The following is a 23,756-nucleotide window of genomic DNA, read 5'->3' as shown; positions in this document are numbered from 1 at the left end:
TGGGTCGCCTTCTTGCCTGAGCGCTAACGGAGCTTACAGAGAATCGTTAACGATCGGCAGATCGTTGCGGCTGCCCCATTCTCCCCACGAACCGTCATACAGCGTGACCTCTTTCATTCCCAGGCTGGTCAGTGCCAGAATCACCACCACCGCCGTGACGCCGGAACCACAGCTGGCGATAACCGGCTGGGCCAGATCGACGCCCTGCTGACTGAAGATGGCGCGCAGTTCTGAGGCGGGTTTCAGCTGGCCTTCGCTGACCAGGCCGTTCCACGGTACGTTCAGGCTGCCGGGAATATGGCCACGGTGCAGACCCGGGCGGGGTTCGTCTACTTCACCGTGGAAGCGGTTTGCCGCGCGGGCATCAACAATCTGTGCGCCGCCTTCATGGCTGACCAGCAGCACATCGGTCACGCGTTTAACCCGATCGCTGTCTGTGACCTTCGCATCGAAATCTCCTTCCGGCAGGCTGACTTCACCGCTTTCCAGCGGTAAATTCGCTTTCTTCCAGCCGGCCAGTCCGCCCGCCAGAATTGACACCTGCTCTGCGCCAAAATAGTTCAGCATCCACCAGGCGCGCGGCGCGGAAAACAGATTGCCTTCGTCGTACACCACCAGATGCTTATCCGCGCTGACGCCCAGCTCGCGCATGGCAACGGCGAAAGCCTCCGCACGCGGCAGCATGTGGGGCAGGGCGGTGTTGTGGTCGGACAGCGCTTCAATATTAAAGAACGGCGCGCCGGGCAGATGGGCAGCCAGGTACTCGGCGGTCACATCCCGCGTTAATTCCTGGCCCGGCGGCAGCATGCGTGTATCCAGAACCTGAACGTTTTCATCGGCAATATGCTCCGCCAGCCACTCGGCGGTCACAAACAGGGAAGGCGTCGTCATAGCGTCCTCATCGTTGACAGTGTTTTGCTGAGTGTCAGCGATTTTACCCTCTATCACAAGGGTAAATCCCGGTACTGCGAGGCAGCAGGCAAAATGCGTACGCCGGGGAATAGATATTGTACAGATTACCGATTACTATTTTAGAGAATTTGTAACACGAGTTGACAGTCACCCGGATGCAGCGGTGGGGCAAGGGGACTGTCAGAATAAAGGCATAATGGAATATAAGGTTGGTTCTGATGGATGTGCTCAGGCTGTTACTGCGTTTACCCTTTCTGCTGCTCAAGGGCTGTTGCTGGCTGATCTCTCGCGTGCTTTGGCTGCTGGGGCGTATTCTGCGCCCGCTGCTCGGCGAGATTAACTGGCAGGCACCGCGCTGGGCGGCAGCATTTGGCCGTGGTTTTAACCGTCTGGAGCAGGGCGTTATCCGCCATCCCAAAGTCATCAGCCTGATGCTGATCCTGCTGCTGGGCCTGCTGGCGGCGGGCTGGTACGGCTGGAACCTGTGGCAAAATCGCCCGCAGCCGATCGACGTTGCGCCGATTACACTGCAGCAAACCCATGTTGAAGCCGCCAACCCGCAGGCGCTGGATTATCAGGCGGCAACACTCCCTGAACAGCTTTTGACCCTCCATTTTGATACTTCCGCTGCCCCGATTGAACGCGTCGGTAAGCCGGTGGATAAAGGCATCAGCATTAAACCTGCGCTGGACGGTGAGTGGAAATGGTCCGACGCGCAAACGCTTATTTTTACGCCTAAATCCCCGCTGCCTTTGGGTGCGAGCTACCAGGTAGATCTTACTCCGAAGGTGCTGCTGGCCCCGCAGATCCAGCTGGAGCAAACCCGCTATCACTTCAGCGTTCCCGCCTTCGACTATCAGACAGGTGAGGCCGAGTATTACCAGGATCCGCAGAATCGCGGCCAGCACAGCGCCATTTTTAACCTGCGCTTTACCGTGCCCGCCGATGCGGCAAGCGTTGAGAAAAAGCTTTCTCTGGGCGTAGCCAGCGCCAAGGGGCAGGCTGAGAAACCGCTCAAATTCACCGTTAGCTGGGATGATAAAAAACTGAACGCCTGGGTTCGTTCTGAACCTTTGGTGGCGATGGATCACGGCGGTGTGGTACACCTGAAAATCGCCGAGCCGCTCAAGTCGTCTCTGCCGGGCAACAGCATTGAGCGCAAGGGTGAAAGCTGGGTGAGCGTACCAAGCCTCTACAGTCTGAGCGTCAACGATATTAGCGCGCAGGTGGTGGATAAACCGGGCAGCCCGAGTGAACGAGCGCTAATCGTCGGCTTCAGCGATGCGGTCGCCGACAAAGACGTTGGCAACGCGGTGAAAGCCTGGCTGCTGCCGCAGCGCGATCCCCGCCCTGAGGCAAAAAACGCGGACCAAAGCGAGTTTACCGAATGGAACATCGATAATATCGACCGGGCCGTTTTACAGAAATCGCCCCCGCTGCCGTTAAGCCTCAACGAGGCCGAAGAGGACTATCAGCCGCAGTTCAGCTTCAAATTTGATGCGCCGGCCCAGCGCTATCTGCTGGTGCAGGTTGACGCGCTGGTCACCTCCAGCGGCGGCTATAAACTGCCGCAAAAAGTCTGGCAGGTGATCCAGGTGCCGGATTTTCCGCAGATGCTGAGCTTCGCCGCCCAGGGCGCGCTGCTGCCGGTGAACGGCGATAAGCACATCAGCGTCGCGGCGCGTAACGTTCCGGGGATGAGGCTGGATATCAAGCGCGTGATCCCGAGCCAGCTGCAGCATATCGTCTCCTTCAAAAGCCGCGACTATGCCTCCGCTGATTTTAACCGCCTGAACGATGAGTATTTCACCGAGCACTTCCGTTATCAGACGGCGATCGGCAATCAGCGCCCGGGTGAAGTCAGCTATCAGGGGATCGATCTGTCGCGCTACCTGTCTACCGACAGCGCGTCCCATCGCGGTGTGTTCCTGCTTTCCCTGACGCCGTGGTCGCCAGAGCAAAAGGATCCGCAGCCGGGGGAAGAGGCGTATCAGGAAGAGGATGAAGAACAGCAGAGCATCGGTGACTCGCGTTTCGTGGTGGTGACCGACCTCGGCATTATTGCCAAACGCGCGCAGGATAAAACCCGCGACCTGTTCGTTCAATCCATCAGCAGCGGCCAGCCGGTCGCGGACGCGCTGGTCTCCGTGGTGGCTAAAAACGGTGAGAAGCTGCTGACTCGAAGGACGGGCGGCGACGGCCACGTCAGCTTCCCGCCGCTGGAAGCCTATACCAATGAGCGCCAGCCGGTGATGTTCCTGGTGGAAAAAGAAGGCGACGTGTCGTTCCTGCCCAGCGGGCGGGACAACGATCGTGGCCTCGACTTCTCGCGCTTTGATGTTTACGGCGAAACGACACCGGAAGATTCGCGTACCCTCAGCAGCTACCTGTTCTCCGATCGCGGGGTATATCGCCCCGGTGACACCTTCAATATTGGCCTCATCACCCGTGCGGCGGACTGGTCGGTGCTGCTAAAAGGTATTCCGGTAAGGGCAGAGATTCACGATCCGCGCGACAAGCTGATGCGCACCGTGCCGTTGACCCTCAACGCCAGCGGCTTCAATGAACTGAGCTTTACCACGGACGAAAACGCGCCGACCGGCGAATGGATGATCTACCTCTACCTGCCGGGTAAGGATGATGATTCCACCCGCCTGCTGGGCAGCACAGCGGTGAATATCAAAGAGTTCGAGCCGGACCAGCTCAAGGTTAAGCTGTCGCTGACCCCGGACAGGCAGTCGGGCTGGGTCAAACCCGCCGAGCTGAAGGCCAGCATTGACGTACAGAACCTGTTTGGTACTCCGGCACAGGGTCGACGCGTTGCCTCGAAGCTGACGCTGCGCCCGGTCTATCCGGCCTTCGATCGCTACCCCGACTATGCCTTCTATGAAGCGCGCCCGGCCGGTGAAGGGTTTGAAACGGAGCTGCAGGACAGTACGACGGACGACAGCGGGGCGGCCAATATCGCGCTGGATCTCAGCGGCTGGCAAGATGCCACCTGGCAGCTGCAGCTGCTGTCGGAAGCCTTTGTTGCCGGCGGCGGGCGCTCCGTCGCCGCCACCGCACGCACGCTGGTTTCGCCGTGGGACTATCTGGTGGGCTTCAAGCCGGACGGCGATCTCAGCTTTATCCGTCTGGGCACGCAGCGCAGCGTGAATCTGCTGGCGATCGGCCCGTCGCTTGAGCCGTTGGCGCTGGGCGACCTGAAGCTGGAGTTGCTGGAGCAAAAATACCTGTCGGTGCTCACAAAGCAGGAGTCCGGCGTCTACAAGTATCAGTCAAAACTGAAGGAAATCCCGGTCAGTGAAAACCGGCTGGAACTAGCGGCATCCGGCACCACCTTACCGCTGATGACCAACCAGCCGGGCGATTACGTGCTGGTGGTGAAAAATGCCAAAGGCGATGTGCTCAACCGTATCGCCTACAGCGTCACCGGCGACGCTAATATCAGCCGTTCGCTGGATCGTAATGCCGAGCTTAAGCTGAAGCTCGATCGCGCTGAGTATCAGCCGGGCGATGAGATCGAAGTGGCCATCAATGCGCCGTACACCGGCAGCGGGCTGATCACCATTGAGCGCGAAAAAGTGTACAGCTGGCAGTGGTTCCATACCACCACCACCAGTTCCGTGCAGAAGATCCGCATCCCTGCCGGGCTGGAGGGCAATGCCTATATCAACGTGCAGTTTGTCCGCGATATCAACTCCGACGAAATCTTTATGAGCCCGCTCAGCTACGGCGTAATGCCGTTTAAAATCAGCAACCAGGCGCGTAGAAACGCGCTGGCGCTGAGCGTGCCGGAGGTGATCAAACCGGGGAACGATCTCGTTATGACGGTCAACACCGACGGGCCGCAGCAGGTCGCGGTCTTTGCGGTTGATGAAGGGATCCTGCAGGTGGCGCGCTATCGCCTGACCGATCCGCTGGACTACTTCTTCCGCAAGCGCGAACTGAATGTGGAAAGTTCGCAGATCCTCGATCTGATCCTGCCGGAGTTCAGCAAGCTGATGTCGCTGACCTCCGCGCCGGGCGGTGACGGCGGCGAAAGCCTGGATCTGCATCTGAACCCGTTTAAACGCAAGCGCGACAAGCCGGTAGCATTCTGGTCCGGCATTACCGAGGTGAACGGACAGGCGCAGTTCACCTATGCGGTCCCGGACTACTTCAACGGCAAAATCCGTGTGATGGCGATTTCCGCTACCGCCGGAAAAATCGGTAAGGCGCAGACCTCCACCATAGTGCGCGACGACTTTATCCTGACGCCGAACGTTCCGGCGATGGTGGCGCCGGGTGATGAGTTTGATGTCAGCGTTGGCGTCAGCAACAACCTTGAAGGGCAGGGCAGTGAAGCGCTGCCCGTCACGCTCAGCGTAACGCCACCGGCGCAGCTGGAGGTGGTTGGGAGCGCAGAGCAGTCCCTGCCGCTGGCGGCGAAGCATGAAGGTGTGGTGACTTTCCGCCTGCGGGCAAAAGCCGCGCTCGGCGACGCCCCGCTGGTGTTCCGCGCCGTCTACGGCGATAAAACCAGCCAGCGGACGCTGAGCACCTCGGTGCGCCCGGCGATGCCGTATCGCACCCAGTCGGTAATGGGACGGATGAACGGCAGCCAGCAGCAGGTGGATAATCTGCGCCAGATGTTTGATGCCTATGCGCAGCGGCAGACGGCGGTTTCCTATTCGCCGCTGGTGCTGACCAGCGGGCTGGCGCAGTATCTGGCCGATTATCCGTATTACTGCTCCGAACAAATCGTCAGCCAGTCAATCCCGCTGCTGTTGCAGAGCGAACATCCTGAACTGAGGGGCAGCCTGTCGAACGATAAAGTGCGTCAGCAGCTCAAAGGCATTCTTGACGTACTGCGCTCGCGGCAAAACGGCGACGGGGCTTTCGGGTTGTGGACAGCTTCACCGCAGGCCGATCCGTTCGTAACACCGTACGTTGTTCAGTACCTGCTGGAGGCCAGAGCGGCGGGGTATCCGCTGCCTGCCGATATGCTGGATGAGGCCAACGTGGCGCTGCGAACCCTCGCCAGCAGCGGCTATGAGGACCTGTATCATCTGCGCCTGCGCGCCTGGGCGATTTACCTGCTGACGAGGCAGGGTGAAATCACCACTAACGCCCTGGCCTCGGTGCAGGAAACGCTGCAAAACCGCTTCCCTGACGGCTGGAAAAACGACCTGGCAGCGCTGTATCTGGCCTCTTCCTGGAAATTGCTCAAGGCGGACGATGAAGCTGAACGACTGCTGAAGCCCAGCTGGCAGGCACTGAGTCAGGCCTATGGTAAGAGCTGGTGGACGCAGAACTATTACGATCCGCTGGTGACGGATGCGACGCGGCTGTATCTGATCGTGCGCCACTTCCCGGAGAAAGTGTCCGCGATCCCACCACAGGTGCTGGAGAATATGGTGCAGGCGCTGCGTGAAGAGCGCTATACCACTTTCTCCTCGGCGATGAGCATTCTGGCGCTGGAAAGCTATGCCGGGCAGGTCGCGCAGCAGAATGATGTGCAGGGCCTGAAGATTAATCAGCTGAGCGGTGACGGTAAGGTTCCACAGCTCATTTCCTCCATTAAAGGCCAGTTCAGCCAGGGCGAGTTCAGTTCCGCTGCCCGCTCGGTTCAGTTCAGCAATCCGAACAGCGCACCGGCATGGTACGTGGTGACGCAGGCCGGATACGACCTTGCCGCGCCGCAGAAAGCGATCTCGCGCGGGCTGGAAATTACCCGTGACTATACTGATGCCGCCGGAAAACCCATCGATAAAGTGACGCTGGGCCAGACGATTTCGGTTCATCTGAAGGTCAGGGCGAATTCACAGCAGGCGCTGAGTAACCTTGCCGTGGTCGATCTGCTGCCGGGGGGATTTGAGGTCGTACAGCAGACGCCACCGCCGCCGGAAAGCAGTGAAGAGGAGGGCGAGAGCGAAAACCGTGGCGGATGGACCTCGCCGCTGGCTGCCGATGGCTCAACCTGGTCGGTGGATTACAGCGATATCCGTGAAGATCGGGTGATCGTCTATGGCAGTGCCACGCGTGAAGTTCAGGAGTTTGTCTATCAGATTAAAGCCACCAATACCGGCAGCTTCGTGATCCCACCGGCCTACGGTGAGGCGATGTACGATCGCGATATTCAGGCGATGTCCGCCGCGCAGGGGAAAATTCAGGTGGTGGCGGCTGAACCGTCAGCCGCGCCGTAACGCGGCAGATGACGTTTACGGACTGGCCCGGGATCAGGCGGCTGCTGCAAAATGCGGTCGCGGTGGTGATACTGCTGGCCCTGTTTTTACTGGGCTGGCGGCTGTGGCCGCACCCACCGCTGTCGCAGGGACTGCCGCTGTCGACGGCCTGGTACGATCGCCATGGTCAGTTACTGCGCTTACAGCTCGCCCGCGACGATCGCTACCGTCAGTGGACGCCGCTGACGGAGATGTCGCCGCTGGCGATCGACGGTATCCTGCTGCATGAGGACCGCTGGTTTTACGCGAATCCCGGCTTTAATCCGGTCAGCCTGCTGCGCGGATTCTGGCGCAGCTATATTTCCGGCGGCAGCAAGCAAGGGGGATCGACCATCACCATGCAGCTGGCGCGCATGAAGTGGCAGCTGAATACGCGAACCCCCGGTGGAAAGCTGGTGCAGCTGCTGCGTGCCGTGCAGCTTGAGCTGAATTACTCCAAGCACGACATTCTGGAAGCCTATCTAAACTACGCCCCTTACGGCCGCAACATTGAAAGCCTGGGCGCTGCCAGCCTGATTTACTTTAATAAACCCCCTGCGCAGCTGACGCTGGCGGAAGCATTAACGCTGGCCGTGCTGCCGCAGTCACCTAGCTTACGGATCGACCCGCGCAGCGGTGAACTCAGCCCGGCGCTGATGCAGGCGCGCAATCGCCTGTTTGCCCGCTGGCAAAAAACCTGGCCCACCGATGAGGGGCAGCAGGCGTTGTTTCGCCTGCCGATGACCCTGCGCCAGCCGCAGGCGCTGCCGTTTACTGCGCCGCATTTTATCGAGCAGCTCCAGCCGGGAGAACGTGCGCATAAGGTTGATACAACGCTGGATGCCACGCTGCAAACGCTGGTTGAGCGGCAGGTGCGTGCCTTTATCCTGCGCAATCAAAACCGGGGAATTCATAACGCGGCGGTGATGCTGGTGGACAGCCGCGATATGGGCGTGCGCGCGCTGGTCGGATCGGCGGGTTATTTCAATCGGCAGATCCAGGGGCAGGTTAACGGCACAACGGCAAAACGTTCCCCCGGCTCTACGCTTAAACCCTTTATCTATGCGCTGGGCATGGAGCAGGGCGTTTTGCATCCGATGACCGTGCTGAAGGATGTGCCGTCCACCTTCGGCAGCTATGCGCCGGAAAACTTTGACCGCCGCTTTCTCGGACCGGTGACCGCAACCGATGCGCTCAACTTCAGCCGCAATATTCCCGCCGTGGCAATAGCAGCGCAGCTGCGCCAGCCGGGCTTCTACCAGTTTTTACGACTGGCGGGCATCAGCAATATGGCCAGCGAAAAGCATTACGGACTTTCGCTGGTGCTGGGCGGCGGCGAGGTTACCGCTCAGGAACTGGCCAGGCTGTATGCCATGTTGGCTAACCGGGGTGAGCTGCGTCCGCTGCGGATGCGTGAAGGCGACCCGGCTGATGCCGGCGTCCGGCTGCTGAGTGAAGAAGCCAGCTTTATGACCCTCGATATTCTGCGCCAGCATCGTCGCCCCGGCGATACGCTGGCCCAGCGGCCTTCCTCGCTGCCGGTTTACTGGAAAACCGGCACCTCATGGGGATTCCGCGATGCATGGAGCGTAGGAATTTTTGGGCCTTACGTGCTGGTTGTCTGGGAAGGGAATTTTTCCGGCCAGGGCAATAACGCCTTTATCGGCGTGGAAGCCGCCGCGCCGCTGTTCTTTAATATTATCGACAGCGTGGTCGCCAGCTATCCGCGGATTCAGGAGCCGCGGCACCGCTTTCCCCCGCAGCTGAAAAAGGTGGATATCTGCCTGCCCAGCGGCAACCTGCCGACTCAATGGTGCCAGCAGCGCGGCAGCAGCTGGTTTATTCCCGGTAAATCTCCCATCACCGTTGATACCGTTTATCGTCCGCTGAGGATTGATAACCTGACCGGCAGGGTGGCCTGTGCGCCGTGGGACGAACAAAACAGCCATGTTGAGGTCTTCGAATTCTGGCCCTCGGATCTGGCGAACGTTTTTGCCAGCGCGGGTCTGCCAAAACGGCCGCCGCCCGCCGGGGAATGCCAGCCGGAGGCACAAAGCGGTTCCGCACCGCGAATTACCTCACCGCTGAAAAATACCACCTACACGCTGCGTCAGTCGCAGCGCGGGCGCGAGCATATCAGTTTCAGCGCGGTGACCGATGCCGACAGCCGCACCGTTTACTGGTTCGTTGATGATATCTATCTCGGCAGCAGCGCCAGCAAAACGCCGCTGGACTGGCAGCCATCGCGCTCCGGAGTGTACAGAATACGCGCGATTGACGATCGCGGCCGCGCCGACAGCCGTGCGGTTAGGATTGCCATCATTAACTGATTTATGCGGTTTTACCGCCGTTGGGTGGTTAATCAGCCAACGGCTGGGTAAAATGGCGGCAGGTGGCGAAAAAAGCCGCGACGCCGATCGTGTTTTTCAACATTTTCTTGAAACTCCGATAGGCATTTCCGCTTATGCACCCTTATAATCTGCGGCCATTTTCCCGGCCGGGACACTTTTCACGGCTAAACTCGACGTATAAAACAGGGGTCAACATGACTATTGAGCGTACCTTTTCCATCGTAAAACCTAACGCTGTTGCAAAAAACGTGATCGGTGCCATCTTCAACCGTTTTGAAAGCGCTGGCTTCAAAATCGTTGGTAGCAAAATGCTGCACCTGAGCAAAGAACAGGCCGAAGGTTTCTATGCTGAGCACCAGGGTAAGCCGTTCTTTGATGGTCTGGTAGAGTTCATGACTTCTGGTCCGGTAGTTGTTTCCGTACTGGAAGGCGAAAACGCCGTTCAGCGTCACCGCGATCTGATGGGCGCAACTAACCCAGCTAACGCTCTGGCGGGTACTCTGCGTGCTGACTACGCTGACAGCTTCACCGAGAATGCCACCCACGGTTCTGACTCTGCTGAATCTGCTGCACGTGAAATCGCCTACTTCTTCGGCGAAGGCGAAATCTGCCCACGCACTCGCTAACTAGCGGCTGCCAGACTGGCGTCAGGTACGGTGAATAACCCTGCGGTTTACAATTTATTTTTGTCTGCCGCTTTAACCTTACGTTAGTCGCGAGTACAATTATGCGCCCCGGTAGAGCTTGCTCTCCGGGGCGCTTCTTATTCTATTCACCTGAATTCACCGAAACAGCGCCATAACGTGTAATAACGAGGCCAGAGAACATTATGTCAGATACTATTGTGACGCCGTCGTCCGCATCGCCTGTAACCGTCCTGCCAAAAAAAGACAAAATCAACCTGCTCGACCTGAATCGCCAGCAAATGCGCGAGTTTTTCGCCAGCCTGGGTGAAAAGCCGTTTCGTGCCGATCAGGTCATGAAGTGGATTTACCACTACTGCTGCGATGATTTCGATGAAATGACCGATATCAACAAGGTCTTTCGCAACAAGCTGAAAGAGCTGGCGGAAATTCGCGCGCCGGAAGTGGCTGAAGAACAGCGCTCTGCGGATGGCACCATCAAGTGGGCTATTCAGGTAGGCGGCCAGCAGGTCGAAACCGTTTATATTCCAGAAAAAGATCGCGCCACGCTGTGTGTTTCCTCCCAGGTTGGCTGTGCGCTGGAATGTAAATTCTGCTCTACCGCGCAGCAGGGCTTCAACCGCAACCTGCGCGTTTCGGAAATTATTGGTCAGGTCTGGCGTGCCGCTAAAATCATCGGCGCAACGAAAGTCACCGGCTCGCGTCCAATCACCAACGTGGTGATGATGGGAATGGGTGAACCGCTGCTGAACCTGACTAACGTGGTTCCGGCGATGGAAATCATGCTGGACGACTTCGGCTTTGGTCTGTCCAAGCGCCGCGTAACGCTGTCGACGTCGGGTGTGGTTCCCGCGCTGGATAAGCTGGGCGATATGATCGACGTGGCGCTGGCTATTTCGCTTCACGCCCCGAATGACACAATTCGTGACGAAATTGTTCCGATCAATAAAAAGTACAATATTGAAACGTTTTTGGCCGCCGTCAGCCGCTATATCGGTAAATCTAACGCCAACCAGGGGCGGGTGACCATTGAGTACGTGATGCTCGATCACATCAATGACAGCACCGACAACGCCCATGAGTTGGCCGCGTTGCTGAAAGATACGCCGTGTAAGATTAACCTGATCCCATGGAACCCGTTCCCGGGTGCACCGTACGGCCGTAGCTCTAACAGCCGCATTGACCGCTTCTCTAAGGTGTTGATGGAATACGGCTTTACGACTATTGTCCGTAAGACGCGCGGCGACGACATCGATGCCGCCTGCGGTCAGCTGGCTGGTGATGTGATCGACAGAACCAAGCGTACTCTGAGAAAGAAAATGGCCGGAGAGGCCATATCTGTGAAGGCGCTCTGAAAGCCGGTTTTTTCCGGTAATCATCTGCCGCCGCGGGCTGTTGGCCCCGGGCTGATTGGCGTACCCTGACGGTTATGTCACAGTCCAGGGAGAGGCAGAATGCGCATCAGGATGATGGCCGCGGCAGCGTTGCTGCTGGTGGGATGCCAGACGTCACAGCAGAACAGGGCACTGGTTGAAACCCGGCTGCAGCTGGGTCTGGCGTATCTGGCGCGCGGCGAATTAGATGCCGCGCAGAGAAATCTGCAGCGGGCGTTGATGCTGGCACCGAATGATTATCGTACACAGCTGGCGGAAGCCCGCTATCAGCATCGGGCGGGCGACGATAGGCTGGCTGCAAAGCACTATCATCGTGCGCTGACGCTGGCACCGCAAAACGGGTATGTGCTTAATAATTACGGTGCGTTTCTTTGCAGATTAGGGCAGTATGATGCGGCACAACGGCATTTCATTCAGGCTGCTGAAGATTCAGCAAATGGGACTCGTGCCGACAGCGTTGAAAATTCAGGCTACTGTTATCTGAATGCCGGGCAGCAAGACAAAGCGCGTGATGCGCTGGCAGAAGCGGTGACAGCCGATCCTGCTAAGGGAATGCCCATGCTGGCAGAAGCCGAAAGGCGATTTGGAAAGGGGAGACGTGAGGATTCGCGGATCCTGTTAGACATTTATCAACACAGCTTTCCTGTTTCAGCGGAAAGTTTGTGGCTAGAGATTCGCTTCGCCGTGCAGGAAGGCCGCACTGCTGACGTTAAACATTTTGGGGGCCAACTTGCGCGAATTTTTCCACAATCGATACAGTACCAGCACTTTCTAGCTAATGAATACTGAAGCCACTCAAGAAAAATCTAACGTAAATTCAACAGGCGAGCGCCTGCGTAGCGCCCGTGAACAAATGGGCCTGACTCAGCAGAACATTGCTGAGCGCCTCTGCCTGAAACTTTCCACCGTTCGCGACCTTGAAGAAGATAAGACCCCGGCCGATCTGGCATCGACCTTCTTACGCGGCTATATCCGTTCGTATGCCCGTCTGGTTCGTATACCAGAAGAGGACCTGCTGCCGATGATGGCAAAACAGGCTCCGATCAGGGCGGCGAAAGTTGAGCCCATGCAGAGTTTTGCTCTGGGTAAACGTCGCAAAAAGCGGGACGGCTGGTTAATGATCTTCACCTGGCTGGTGGTGTTCGTGGTGGTCGGCCTGACCGGTGCCTGGTGGTGGCAGAATCATAAAGCCGCACAGGACGATCTGGTCTCATTGTCCGATCAGAACAGCTCCGTTAGCGATGACAACAGCCAGTCTATCCAGTTGGAAGGTAGTAGCGAAGGCAGTTCCCCGGACGCCTCCGCTCAGCCACAGTCCCCTGAAGAGGGGGCTTCGGCTCAGACTACACCCGTCGAACCGGTAGAAAATAGCGGAAATGCGGCGGCTCCAGCGGCTACCGCTCCCGTTGCTTCTGCGCCCGCCGCTTCGGCTCAAACCAGCCAGAATCAGCCTGCCGTGGTTTCGCCAAGCCAGGCTCCGGTTGATAGCACCACCGGCAGCCCGCTGCCAACCGCCAGCGCTGGCGTCAGCCAGCCTGCCGCCGATCCAAATGCGCTGGTGATGAGCTTCACGAAAGACTGCTGGCTGGAAGTCACCGATTCCGCAGGGAAAAAACTGTTCAGCGGGATCCAGCGCAGCGGTGGTAAACTTAGCCTTGCTGGCACCGCGCCTTATCGTTTGAAAATTGGTGCGCCAGCCGCAGTACAGATCCAGTATCAGGGCAATCCTGTCGATCTGAGTCGTTTTATCCGTACTAACCAGGTTGCTCGTCTGACAGTTGGTGCGCCATAACGCATCTTCTCTGGGCGCGAGCAATTGTGGAGAAAGAATATGCATAATGAAGCACCCATTACCCGTCGCAAATCGAAGCGCATTTACGTCGGCAAGGTGCCCGTGGGCGACGGAGCACCTATCGCCGTCCAGTCTATGACCAATACCAAGACCACCGACGTTGCTGCCACCGTTGCTCAGATCAGAGCACTGGAGCGCGTCGGTGTTGATATCGTTCGCGTGTCCGTGCCGACCATGGATGCGGCGGAAGCGTTCCGCCTGATCAAACAGCAGGTTAACGTTCCTCTGGTTGCCGATATTCATTTTGACTACCGCATTGCTTTAAAGGTCGCTGAATATGGCGTGGACTGCCTGCGTATCAACCCCGGTAACATCGGTAACGAAGAGCGTATCCGCCAGGTCGTTGACTGCGCGCGGCACTACAATATTCCGATCCGTATCGGCGTAAACGGCGGATCGCTGGAAAAGGATCTGCAGGAAAAATACGGCGAGCCAACGCCGCAGGCGCTGCTGGAATCGGCCATGCGCCATGTGGATCACCTCGATCGTCTCAATTTCGATCAGTTTAAAGTCAGCGTAAAAGCCTCTGACGTTTTCCTTGCCGTTGAATCCTATCGCCTGCTGGCAAAGCAGATCGATCAGCCACTGCACCTCGGGATTACCGAGGCGGGCGGTGCGCGTGCCGGTGCGGTTAAATCTGCTATCGGCCTCGGCTTACTGCTGTCCGAAGGGATTGGCGATACGCTGCGTATTTCGCTGGCGGCCGATCCGATTGAGGAAGTGAAAGTCGGTTTCGATATTCTGAAATCCCTGCGTATTCGCGCTCGCGGTATCAACTTTATCGCCTGCCCGACCTGTTCCCGTCAGGAGTTTGACGTGATCGGTACGGTGAATGCGCTGGAAGAGCGGCTGGAAGATATCATCACGCCGATGGATATCTCCATTATCGGCTGTGTGGTGAACGGCCCCGGTGAGGCAACGGTCTCCACCATGGGCGTCACCGGCGGCAACAAGAAAAGCGGCTTTTATGAAGACGGCGTTCGCCAGCGCGACCGCTTGGATAACAATAATATGATCGACCAGCTGGAAGCGCGTATCCGTGCCAAGGCGACAATCCTGGATGAATCGCGCCGTATCGATGTTCATCAGGTCGAGAAATAAATTTATCGCGTCTGGCCGAGGCTAATATAGCGAGTTGATAAGCTTATCAGCATGCTGCCAGACACAAAAAATGGAAAAAACAGTGGCGAAGAATATCCAGGCCATCCGTGGCATGAACGATTACCTGCCGGCTGACACCGTAGTGTGGCAGCGCATTGAGCAGATCCTGAAGCAGGTGCTGGGCAGCTATGGCTTCAGTGAAATACGTCTGCCGATTGTAGAGCAAACCCCGTTATTCAAACGCGCCATCGGTGAAGTGACCGACGTGGTTGAAAAAGAGATGTATACCTTCGACGATCGTAACGGCGAAAGCCTGACCCTGCGTCCGGAAGGGACCGCAGGCTGCGTGCGTGCCGGTATCGAACACGGTTTGCTGTACAACCAGGAACAGCGTCTGTGGTACATCGGACCGATGTTCCGCTATGAGCGCCCACAAAAGGGCCGCTATCGCCAGTTCCATCAGATTGGCGCAGAAGTCTTTGGCCTGCAGGGCCCGGATATTGATGCCGAGCTGATCATGATGACCGCGCGCTGGTGGAAAGCGCTGGGTATTGCCGAGCACGTTAAGCTGGAGCTGAACTCGATCGGTTCGCTGGAAGCGCGTGCAAACTACCGTGATGCCCTGGTCGCGTTCCTTGAGCAGCATATCGATGTGCTCGATGAAGACTGCAAGCGCCGTATGTATACTAACCCGCTGCGCGTGCTGGACAGTAAAAACCCGGACGTGCAGGCGCTGCTGAACGATGCGCCAACGCTGGGCGACTATCTGGACAATGATTCTCGTGAGCACTTCAGCGGCCTGTGCGCGCTGCTGGATGCGGCCGGCATCGCTTATACGGTCAACCAGCGTCTGGTGCGCGGTCTGGACTACTATAACCGTACCGTGTTCGAGTGGGTGACGACCAGCCTGGGTTCACAGGGTACGGTCTGTGCCGGTGGGCGCTATGACGGCCTGGTTGAGCAACTGGGCGGGCGTGCCACGCCAGCGGTTGGATTTGCCATGGGCCTGGAGCGTCTTGTCCTGCTGGTACAGGCAGTTAATCCAGAATTTGAACCGACGCGAATTGTTGATGTCTATGTTATCGCTTCGGGTCAGGGCGTGCAGTCAGCCGCGATGCTGCTGGCCGAGCAGCTGCGAGATGAGCTGCCCGAGCTGAAGCTCATGACCAACTTTGGCGGCGGCAACTTTAAGAAGCAGTTTGCCCGCGCTGACAAGTGGGGCGCACGCGTTGCTCTGGTTCTTGGTGAAGATGAAGTTGCCAATGGCCAGGTCGTGGTGAAAGATTTACGTAACGGCGAACAACAAACTCTGGCGCAGCGTGATGCTGCAACTCTGCTGGCTTCAATGCTGGAGCGCTGAGCCTGAGCAAAAGCACGATTTAAAGGAGTAGGACTGCGTGGAAGTGTATAGCAACGAAAACGAGCAGGTAGACGCGCTGAAGAATTTCTTTGCCCAGAATGGTAAAGCTCTGGTGGTTGGCGTGGTACTGGGCGCCGGCGCGCTGGTCGGCTGGCGTTACTGGAGCAATCACCAGGATGGCGCATCGCGTGAAGTATCTGCCGTCTATCAGCAGGTATCTTCTGCGCTGGATGCCAGCAAACCCGCAACGCTTGAAGCGGCGGCAAAGTTTGCCAGCGACAACAACAATACCTACGGTGCTCTGGCCTCTCTCGATCTGGCGAAGCGTTACATTGATAACAACCAGCTGGATAAAGCAGCCACACAGCTGCAGAGCGGCCTGCAGGATGCAAAAGACGCCAACCTTCAGGCTGTGCTGAATCTGCGTCTGGCACGCATTCAGCTGCAGCAGAAGCAGCCTGATGTGGCGCTGAAAACGCTGGAAAGCATCAAAGGTGACGGCTGGACGGCCATCGTGGCGGATATCCGCGGCGAAGCGCTGTTAAGCAAAGGCGATACCCAGGGCGCACGCGAAGCGTGGAGCAAGGGTGTGGCTTCTGATGCGTCTTCGACGCTGAAAGAAATGCTGCAAATGAAAATGAATAATCTGCCGGGTTAATCACGTTTTGGCCCACCGCTGGCGGCGTTTTGCGCGGCCGCGGCTCTGGTTATACGTGTATAAGGCTCCAATATTTGGCCTGAACAGGGCACAAGAGGGACTTCATGGAATTGCGTAAGATACTTCTGCCGGGACTGATTTCAGTCACTTTACTCAGCGGATGTTCATGGTTTAGCGGCGAAGAAGACGTGGTTAAAATGTCACCACTGCCGACCGTTCAAAACCAGTTCACTCCGGAAAAAGTCTGGAGCACTTCGGTCGGTGATGGCGTTGGTGATTTTTACTCTAACCTGCACCCGGCCTGGGCTGACAGCACCGTTTATGCGGCCGATCGCCACGGTATTGTTAAAGCACTGAATTCGGGCGATGGCAAAGAGCAGTGGAAAGTTGACCTGTCAGAAAAGACCGGTTTCTTCTCCAGCAACCTGCCTGCACTGCTCTCCGGTGGTCTGACCGTTGATGGCGCCCACGTTTATGTCGGTAGCGAGCGCGGACAGGTTTACGCATTAAACACCAACGATGGCAGCGTTGCCTGGCAGACGAAAGCCGCCGGTGAAGTGCTGTCCCGTCCGGTGATCAGCGACGGTCTGGTTCTGGTGCATACCAGCAACGGCATGCTGCAGGGTCTGGATCAGTCCAGCGGTGTCGTGAAGTGGTCAGTCAACCTCGACGTGCCGGCCCTGAGCCTGCGCGGAGAATCTGCTCCGGCTACCGCTTTTGGTGCCGCGATTGTGGGGGGTGATAACGGTCGCGTCAGCGCGGTTATCATGAACCAGGGCCAGATTATCTGGCAGCAGCGTATTTCCCAGCCGAGCGGCGCGACTGAAATCGACCGCCTGTCCGATGTGGATACCACGCCGGTCATCGTGAACGGCGTTGTTTACGCACTGGCCTACAACGGTAACCTGACCGCGCTGGATCTGCGTTCCGGCCAGATCCTGTGGAAACGCGAAATCGGCTCCGTTCACGATATGATCGTTGACGGTGGTCGTATTTACCTGGTCGATCAGGACGATCGCGTTATCGCCCTGAGCACCGACGGCGGCGTGTCTATCTGGCGTCAGAGCGATCTGCTGCACCGTAACCTGACCGCGCCGGTTCTGTACAACGGCTATCTGGTTGTGGGCGACAGCGAAGGCTACCTGCACTGGCTCAATACCGACGACGGTCGCTTTGTTGCTCAGCAGAAAGTTGACAGCTCAGGCTTCCAGACCGAACCGGTGGTGGCCAGCGATAAACTGCTGATTCAGACCAAAGACGGTGAGGTTTACGCGTTTACGCGCTAATATCTCCCCGGTTTACGTTATATAGCGGCTCCTGATGATTCAGGGGCCGTTTCGTTTTTCTCCTGGCGTGTTATCCTTACGCCATTGTCCTGAGCCCTGCGGCGGAAAAATCTGTCTGACGCAGAGAATAGTATTCGCAGCCAGGCGTAATTTTCAGTTATGAGGCTTCAATATGGTACCTGTGGTCGCGCTGGTCGGGCGTCCCAATGTGGGAAAATCCACCCTTTTTAACCGTTTAACGCGCACGCGAGATGCGCTGGTGGCGGATTTCCCCGGACTTACCCGGGATCGCAAATATGGTCGTGCCGAAATCGAAGGTCGCGAATATATTTGCATCGATACCGGTGGTATTGATGGTACCGAAGAGGGCGTGGAAACGCGTATGGCGGAGCAGTCGCTTCTGGCGATTGAAGAAGCTGACGTTGTCCTGTTTATGGTTGATGCCCGTGCCGGGTTAATGCCTGCTGACACGGCTATCGCTAACCACCTGCGTTCGCGTGAAAAGCCGACGTTCCTCGTCGCTAACAAAACCGATGGTCTGGATGCGGATGCGGCGGTGCTGGACTTCTGGTCGCTGGGTCTGGGTGAAATTCATCCGATCGCCGCCTCGCACGGTCGCGGTGTGACCAGCCTGCTGGAAATGGTTCTACTGCCGTGGATGGATAAAGTCGATCCCCGCGAAGTGACCGAAGAAGAAGAAAACGCCGCCTACTGGGCCGAGCTGGAGCGCAAAGAAGCCAAAGCGCGCGGCGAAACGGTAGAAGAAGAAAAAGAAGAGGAAGATGACTTTAACCCGCTGGATCTGCCGATCAAGCTGGCGATTGTGGGTCGTCCTAACGTCGGTAAGTCAACGCTGACTAACCGCATCCTCGGTGAAGATCGCGTCGTGGTTTACGATATGCCGGGTACCACCCGCGACAGTATCTATATCCCGATGGAGCGCGATGGACGCGAATACATCCTGATCGACACTGCGGGTGTGCGCAAGCGCGGTAAAGTGACCGATACGGTTGAGAAGTTCTCGGTAATCAAGACGCTGCAGGCCATTGAAGATGCCAACGTCGTGATGCTGGTGATTGATGCCCATCTGGGGATCTCGGATCAGGATCTGTCGCTGCTGGGCTTTATCCTCAACAGCGGTCGTTCGCTGGTGATTGTGGTGAACAAGTGGGACGGCCTGAGCCAGGAAGTCCGTGATGAAGTGAAAGAGACGCTGGACTTCCGTCTGGGCTTTATCGACTTCGCGCGCATTCACTTTATTTCTGCGCTGCATGGCAGCGGCGTCGGCAATCTGTTTGAATCCGTCACCGAAGCCTATGACTGCTCGACTCGTCGCGTGAACACCTCAATGCTGACGCGCATTATGAATATGGCCGCTGACGATCACCAACCGCCGATGGTGCGCGGCCGTCGCGTTAAGCTGAAGTATGCTCATGCCGGTGGCTATAACCCGCCGATCGTGGTCATCCACGGTAACCAGGTCAAAGACCTGCCGGACTCCTATAAGCGCTACCTGATGAACTACTTCCGTCGTTCACTGGAAGTGATGGGGACGCCGATCCGTATTCAGTTCAAAGAGGGTGAGAACCCGTTTGAAGGCAAGCGTAACTTGCTGACGCCAAATCAGCTGCGCAAGCGTAAGCGCCTGCTCAGCCATTTGAAGAAGAACAAGCGTTAATCTGTAAGGGAGCCTGATGGCTCCCTTTTTTTTCACTCAGTCTGCCGTCGTGTTGGCAGGTCGGTGAGACAGTTTTTTCCAGATATCATCCGGTCTCATTGTTTCCTGCGAATTTGCCTTCAGGTCCCAGAGCCCCGTTCGACTGTCACCGTTTAACGTCACAATATACCGGCAACCGCTTTTCAGGGCGTTCGCGTGCTGGCGTTTGATTTTGGCGCCCGTGAAATCACTCAGGACTTTAAAATCAGGCAGATGCCGTCGAAGCTGGTCCGCCAGAAGCAGGGCATCGATGCTGCGAGCGGGATCTTCACAGGTGACAACAATATCGGGATGATTGCTGACACTCCCCTTAGCCCCCACGGTTTCCAGCAGCAGTAGCAGTCGTTCAACGCCAATCGCGAAGCCGGAAGCGGGTAATGTTTTATGACTGAACAGCTCAACCAGCCCGTCATAACGCCCACCGCCGCAGAGTGTGCCCTGCGATCCCAGCTCGTCGGTTATCCACTCAAATACCGTGCGCGTGTAATAATCCAGCCCCCGAACAAGACGAGGATTAATGGTGTAGCCAATACCGGCGCTATCCAGCAGTCCACACAGTTCTTCAAAGTGCTGGCGTGATTCATGTCCCAGATAGTCGAGAAGTTTTGGGGCACCCTCGATCATGCTCTGCATATCCGGATTCTTACTGTCGAGAATACGCAGCGGATTGTTTTGCAAACGCAGCAGACTATCCTCGTCCAGAATCTCGCGGTGCTGTTCAAAATAACTCACCAGCTGTTGGCGATGCTCATGGCGTTCCGGCAGGGTGCCGAGTGAATTGATCTCCAGCCGCACGTAGCGCTCTACCTTTAATGCCTTAAAAATATCGCTGGCCATATAAATCAGCTCGGCGTCGATGTCCGCACCGGGCATGCCAAAAGTTTCCACCCCAAACTGGGTAAACTGGCGCAACCTGCCTTTTTGTGGCCGCTCATAGCGAAACATCGGCCCCTGGTACCACAAACGCTGCGTGCTGTTGTAACACATATTGTTTTCAATGATGGTTCTTACGCAGCCGCTGGTGCCCTCCGGGCGGAGAGTGATGTGCTCGCCGCTTTTATCCAGGAAGTTATACATTTCCTTCGACACAATATCGGTAGATTCACCGATCGCTCGCTCAAAGAGCGAGACGGGTTCCAGAATGGGGAGGCGAATTTCCTGATAGCCGTAGCGCCAGGTGATGTTTCTGACCTGACTTTCCAGCCATTGCCAGACGGGCGTTTCTTCGGGAAGAATGGTGCGCATTCCCCGGATGGCCTGAATTTTACTCATTTTCACTCCTTACCTGGTGACCGTTTTTTACGCGGCGTTAACCTGTCGGTCAGCGATAACATCATCAATCAGCCGATCGATTTGGCTGGAGTCCAGATGATGCGCGGTGACGATCAGGTGAGCGATATCGCCGGAGGTAGCCAGACAGTGTTTTTTCCAGACGGCTTCTGAAGGGCAGGGGAAGACGACGGTGATGGAGTTTCTGTTGCGCCACGCATTGATTCCCGCCTTCTGGAAACGCTCAACGGCATATTCGGCCAGGTTCAGGCAGCGTTCAATACGGCGTACCCAGCTTTCATGGCTATGACTGCGCACGGCTTCCCACATCATCAGCGGGGTATGCCCGTTGCGGGAGCCCGAGATAGTTTTATCGTGGGCAGAGATGTAATCGATCTCAACGGAGATGCGGTCGACGTTTTTCTTCTTCGCAACCACAATGCCGCAGGGAATGGGCGAACCGATCATTTTGTGGCCGGAAACGCCAATAGAATCAATACCGTCAGCAAAAGAATAGGCCTGTGGTTCGTCAACGAAAGGCAGGATCATGCCGCTCAGCGCGGCATCGGCGTGCAGGTAATAATCCTCACGCTTAAAGCCGGCCTCCTTCAGCCGTTGCTGAATCAGCGCGATATCATCAATCGCCCCACGCACGGTCGTACCGACGTTGGCAAAAATAATCGGATGCTTTTCATTGTCCCGGGCGATTTTATTCAGCAGGTCGTCGTAGTCGACCTCGCCGTTCGGCAGCGATTCCACCACACTAGATTTGATCCTCAGCAGCTTAACGATTTTTGCTACGGAATAGTGCGTATCTTTAGAGTAGTACAGCGTGCCATCCGGGAAGATTTCCCTGCCAAGATAGCAGCCAAACATATTGCTCTCGGTGCCGCCGTTGGTGATATATCCCCAGCTTTCGGCGAAAGGAATTTTGAACAGACTGGCGAAGTATTCCATAACTTCTTTTTCAAACTCGAAAGAGTTCAACAGGTAATTACAGTATTCGCCCCAGTCACCGCAGTTATTAATGGAGAAACGCATAAAACGTTCAAGATTAGTGTAATCAAAATCTGCGGACTCGGGATAACCCAGGTTGAAATATTGATTTTTAACGCAGTGTGACCAGAATGCATCAAGTTTATTTTGGCTTTCAATAGACAGAGTCATCGTGTTAATTCCTTTTTAATGGATGAAAGAAAGGTCGGATCAGGATTTTTTATCGAGATAAAGAATGTCATCCCCTTTTTTATTGCGGCCTGCGGCGACGAAGGAGAATAACGGAATGGTGAACATCATCATGACGATCCCCCAGAATATTGAATCAGTTCCTGAGCCCAGCAGTGCGAAAATACTGTAGATCATGCCAATCGCCACCATGACGGCGTAGAACATAAAGGTGGGGCCGCGATTCATTTTTTTGGACATCATAATGATGGGCAGAGAGATTAACGCGTACATGTAAGGCAAAAGGGAGGCAAAGACGGACATTAAAATGACGACTTCAAACTGTTTTGCCAGATTAGGCGAGGCGGTCATCATCAGGACGATACTCATCAGCACGCCGGTGAAAACCAGGCTTTTCATCGGGACATCATTTTTATTCACATCGGCAAAGAATTGCGGGAACAGCCCCTGCTGGGCACCCGCGCGTGGCCCCTCGGACTGCAGGATCAGCCAGCCGGAGATTGAGCCGAAGCAGGCGATAATACTGAGCGCCGAGGCGATATTGCCCGCGGTAGGACCAAACATATAGCGTGCTGCATCGGCGAAAGGTGCAGAGGAATTCACCAGTTCGGCGTGAGGCACCAGACCCATGATCACCGTGCAGCTGCCGACGTAGCAGACAGACGCGATCAGCAAGCCCATCACCGTGGCTTTCGGTACCGTGCGCTCCGGGTTATCGACCTGGCCTGTCGAAACCACGGCGGACTCCACCCCGAGAAATCCCCACAGCGCAATGGAGGCGGCAGAGATAATCGCCGAGCTGTCGCTTTTCCCCGTGCCGTTATAGACCTGGCTGAACATCGTTGGATCGAACCAGAACCAGCCGACAACGCCGATACCCAGTACCACAACCAGCATACAGCTGGCGGTAAAGGACTGAGCGCGACCCGCTACGCGTGCGCCCAGACTGCCGAGGCCGATAAAACCCCAGAGGATCACGATAGCCGTCACACAGCCAACGGTTGGGTCTTTGAGCTGCGGGAAGAAGTAGCTGAGATAGCCAATACCCGCGACCAGCAACGCTACGTTGCCGATCCAGGCGCTAATCCAGTAGCAGACGGTGGTTTGAAATCCCACGAAGGGACCAAAAGCATCGCTGGCATAGGCCACGATCCCGCCGTTACGCGGTGTGAGCAGGCTGGTTTTTGCGAAGACCAGAGCGATGGCGATGACCCCGATAATAGTAAACAGCCATCCCCACAGGGAAATATAACCAATACCGGCCAGGTTAGTCGGTAGCATAAATACCCCTGACCCCATCATGTTCGAGGCGGTGACAAGTGTCAGAGCCACAACGCCCATTTTATGGGCTGACTTTGCGCTGATTTTATCCATTTTATCTATCCTGTAACGTGGTGCCATTAATAATAAAAAGGTCGATTGAATTTGCGGTGATGTACGGAGTTTAAAAATGGGGAGGAGGGGAAAGATGATTTAGATCATTTAATATTGGCCTTTGTTTTTTTTCTGTAGGTCAGCGCGGCATGGGGTGATGAAAAGATTAAAAACGCGTTCCGTCCCCTTTTTTATTTACCTCTTTTCGTTAGCTGTACGCGTAAGCCTATTCTGCCCGTTTCCTTGGTCAGGGTTTTGTTTGCTTGACAATGATTGTGAATATGAAGGACTATTCTGGCGTGAAAGAGTCCGTATTCTTGTTTAATGGCCGTTCCTGTTTTTAATTAAATTTCCGAAATTATATGGGAGCTACCCATGTCCAGAACGTCGAGAGTGTATGTTCAGGGGTTGCCGCAACTCATTCAGCTTAAGGGACATAATAATGAT

The 23,756-nt window shown here is 56.3% G+C and carries 15 protein-coding genes; 11 read left to right on the top strand and 4 right to left on the bottom strand.

The genetic code is table 11. From position 1 onward, the window contains the following. Positions 1-33: 33 nt before the first annotated feature. Positions 34-891, bottom strand: coding sequence for a 3-mercaptopyruvate sulfurtransferase (sseA, locus tag EC836_RS21195; protein WP_123336811.1), 858 nt, complete (start codon positions 889-891; stop codon positions 34-36). A 239-nt stretch (positions 892-1,130) separates the two neighbouring features. Between sseA and EC836_RS21190 the strand changes: the two genes are divergently transcribed. The 11 genes from EC836_RS21190 to der all read left to right on the top strand — a co-directional run bounded on the left by EC836_RS21190 (position 1,131) and on the right by der (position 19,442). Next, positions 1,131-7,100 carry an alpha-2-macroglobulin gene (locus EC836_RS21190; protein WP_123336985.1) on the top strand — a complete coding sequence of 1,990 codons (5,970 nt, stop codon included), beginning with the start codon at positions 1,131-1,133 and terminating at the stop codon, positions 7,098-7,100. An 8-nt stretch (positions 7,101-7,108) separates the two neighbouring features. Then, positions 7,109-9,448, top strand: a complete 2,340-nt coding sequence (gene pbpC / locus EC836_RS21185) for a penicillin-binding protein 1C (protein ID WP_123336809.1) — start codon at positions 7,109-7,111, stop codon at positions 9,446-9,448. Positions 9,449-9,663: 215 nt separating this feature from the next. Further along, positions 9,664-10,095, top strand: a complete 432-nt coding sequence (gene ndk / locus EC836_RS21180; protein ID WP_062744669.1) for a nucleoside-diphosphate kinase — start codon at positions 9,664-9,666, stop codon at positions 10,093-10,095. A gap of 203 nt (positions 10,096-10,298) precedes the next feature. After that, positions 10,299-11,468 (top strand): bifunctional tRNA (adenosine(37)-C2)-methyltransferase TrmG/ribosomal RNA large subunit methyltransferase RlmN, encoded by a 1,170-nt coding sequence (locus EC836_RS21175; protein WP_123336807.1) that lies wholly within the window; start codon positions 10,299-10,301, stop codon positions 11,466-11,468. Positions 11,469-11,567: 99 nt separating this feature from the next. After that, positions 11,568-12,296 (top strand): type IV pilus biogenesis/stability protein PilW, encoded by a 729-nt coding sequence (gene pilW, locus EC836_RS21170; RefSeq protein WP_123336805.1) that lies wholly within the window; start codon positions 11,568-11,570, stop codon positions 12,294-12,296. After that, positions 12,286-13,299, top strand: coding sequence for a cytoskeleton protein RodZ (gene rodZ, locus EC836_RS21165; protein WP_123336803.1), 1,014 nt, complete (start codon positions 12,286-12,288; stop codon positions 13,297-13,299). Before pilW ends, rodZ begins: the two co-directional genes overlap by 11 nt. 39 nt (positions 13,300-13,338) lie before the next feature. Next, complete coding sequence (ispG, locus tag EC836_RS21160) at positions 13,339-14,460, top strand: flavodoxin-dependent (E)-4-hydroxy-3-methylbut-2-enyl-diphosphate synthase (RefSeq protein ID WP_123336801.1); 1,122 nt, start codon at positions 13,339-13,341, stop codon at positions 14,458-14,460. An 82-nt stretch (positions 14,461-14,542) separates the two neighbouring features. Continuing rightward, on the top strand, positions 14,543-15,820 hold the full coding sequence (hisS, locus tag EC836_RS21155; RefSeq protein ID WP_123336983.1) for a histidine--tRNA ligase: 1,278 nt from the start codon (positions 14,543-14,545) through the stop codon (positions 15,818-15,820). Between the two features lie 37 nt (positions 15,821-15,857). Further along, complete coding sequence (locus tag EC836_RS21150; protein WP_123336799.1) at positions 15,858-16,478, top strand: YfgM family protein; 621 nt, start codon at positions 15,858-15,860, stop codon at positions 16,476-16,478. Between the two features lie 104 nt (positions 16,479-16,582). Beyond that, positions 16,583-17,764 carry an outer membrane protein assembly factor BamB gene (gene bamB / locus EC836_RS21145; RefSeq protein WP_123336797.1) on the top strand — a complete coding sequence of 394 codons (1,182 nt, stop codon included), beginning with the start codon at positions 16,583-16,585 and terminating at the stop codon, positions 17,762-17,764. A 172-nt stretch (positions 17,765-17,936) separates the two neighbouring features. After that, positions 17,937-19,442 carry a ribosome biogenesis GTPase Der gene (gene der / locus EC836_RS21140; protein WP_123336794.1) on the top strand — a complete coding sequence of 502 codons (1,506 nt, stop codon included), beginning with the start codon at positions 17,937-17,939 and terminating at the stop codon, positions 19,440-19,442. Positions 19,443-19,478: 36 nt separating this feature from the next. Here der and hisS (EC836_RS21135) read toward each other — a convergent pair whose 3' ends face one another. From hisS (EC836_RS21135) to hdcC, 3 genes are read right to left on the bottom strand one after another with little or no spacing between them, the layout of a single operon-like run. Continuing rightward, entirely contained in the window at positions 19,479-20,753 is a 1,275-nt protein-coding gene (gene hisS, locus EC836_RS21135) for a histidine--tRNA ligase (RefSeq protein WP_123336792.1), read from the bottom strand. A gap of 27 nt (positions 20,754-20,780) precedes the next feature. Beyond that, positions 20,781-21,917, bottom strand: coding sequence for a histidine decarboxylase (locus tag EC836_RS21130; protein WP_123336790.1), 1,137 nt, complete (start codon positions 21,915-21,917; stop codon positions 20,781-20,783). 39 nt (positions 21,918-21,956) lie between these two features. Then, a complete protein-coding gene (gene hdcC, locus EC836_RS21125) occupies positions 21,957-23,309 on the bottom strand; it encodes a histidine-histamine antiporter (RefSeq protein ID WP_123336788.1) in 1,353 nt (450 codons plus the stop codon). Between the last annotated feature and the right edge of the window lie 447 nt (positions 23,310-23,756).

The sequence above is a fragment of the Erwinia sp. JUb26 genome, from assembly GCF_003751505.1.
In the GTDB taxonomy this organism is placed as follows: Bacteria; Pseudomonadota; Gammaproteobacteria; order Enterobacterales; family Enterobacteriaceae; genus Erwinia.
The sequence above is the reverse complement of the archived record's forward strand: the minus strand, read 5'-3'. Positions and strand labels throughout refer to the sequence as shown.

What these genes read in the sequence shown, in the direction of transcription:
- sseA (WP_123336811.1), bottom strand. Translation starts at nt 891, where the DNA reads ATGACGACGCCTTCCCTGTTTGTGACCGCCGAGTGGCTGGCGGAGCAT.
- EC836_RS21190 (WP_123336985.1), top strand. Translation starts at nt 1,131, where the DNA reads ATGGATGTGCTCAGGCTGTTACTGCGTTTACCCTTTCTGCTGCTCAAG.
- pbpC (WP_123336809.1), top strand. Translation starts at nt 7,109, where the DNA reads ATGACGTTTACGGACTGGCCCGGGATCAGGCGGCTGCTGCAAAATGCG.
- ndk (WP_062744669.1), top strand. Translation starts at nt 9,664, where the DNA reads ATGACTATTGAGCGTACCTTTTCCATCGTAAAACCTAACGCTGTTGCA.
- EC836_RS21175 (WP_123336807.1), top strand. Translation starts at nt 10,299, where the DNA reads ATGTCAGATACTATTGTGACGCCGTCGTCCGCATCGCCTGTAACCGTC.
- pilW (WP_123336805.1), top strand. Translation starts at nt 11,568, where the DNA reads ATGCGCATCAGGATGATGGCCGCGGCAGCGTTGCTGCTGGTGGGATGC.
- rodZ (WP_123336803.1), top strand. Translation starts at nt 12,286, where the DNA reads ATGAATACTGAAGCCACTCAAGAAAAATCTAACGTAAATTCAACAGGC.
- ispG (WP_123336801.1), top strand. Translation starts at nt 13,339, where the DNA reads ATGCATAATGAAGCACCCATTACCCGTCGCAAATCGAAGCGCATTTAC.
- bamB (WP_123336797.1), top strand. Translation starts at nt 16,583, where the DNA reads ATGGAATTGCGTAAGATACTTCTGCCGGGACTGATTTCAGTCACTTTA.
- der (WP_123336794.1), top strand. Translation starts at nt 17,937, where the DNA reads ATGGTACCTGTGGTCGCGCTGGTCGGGCGTCCCAATGTGGGAAAATCC.
- hisS (WP_123336792.1), bottom strand. Translation starts at nt 20,753, where the DNA reads ATGAGTAAAATTCAGGCCATCCGGGGAATGCGCACCATTCTTCCCGAA.
- EC836_RS21130 (WP_123336790.1), bottom strand. Translation starts at nt 21,917, where the DNA reads ATGACTCTGTCTATTGAAAGCCAAAATAAACTTGATGCATTCTGGTCA.
- hdcC (WP_123336788.1), bottom strand. Translation starts at nt 23,309, where the DNA reads ATGGATAAAATCAGCGCAAAGTCAGCCCATAAAATGGGCGTTGTGGCT.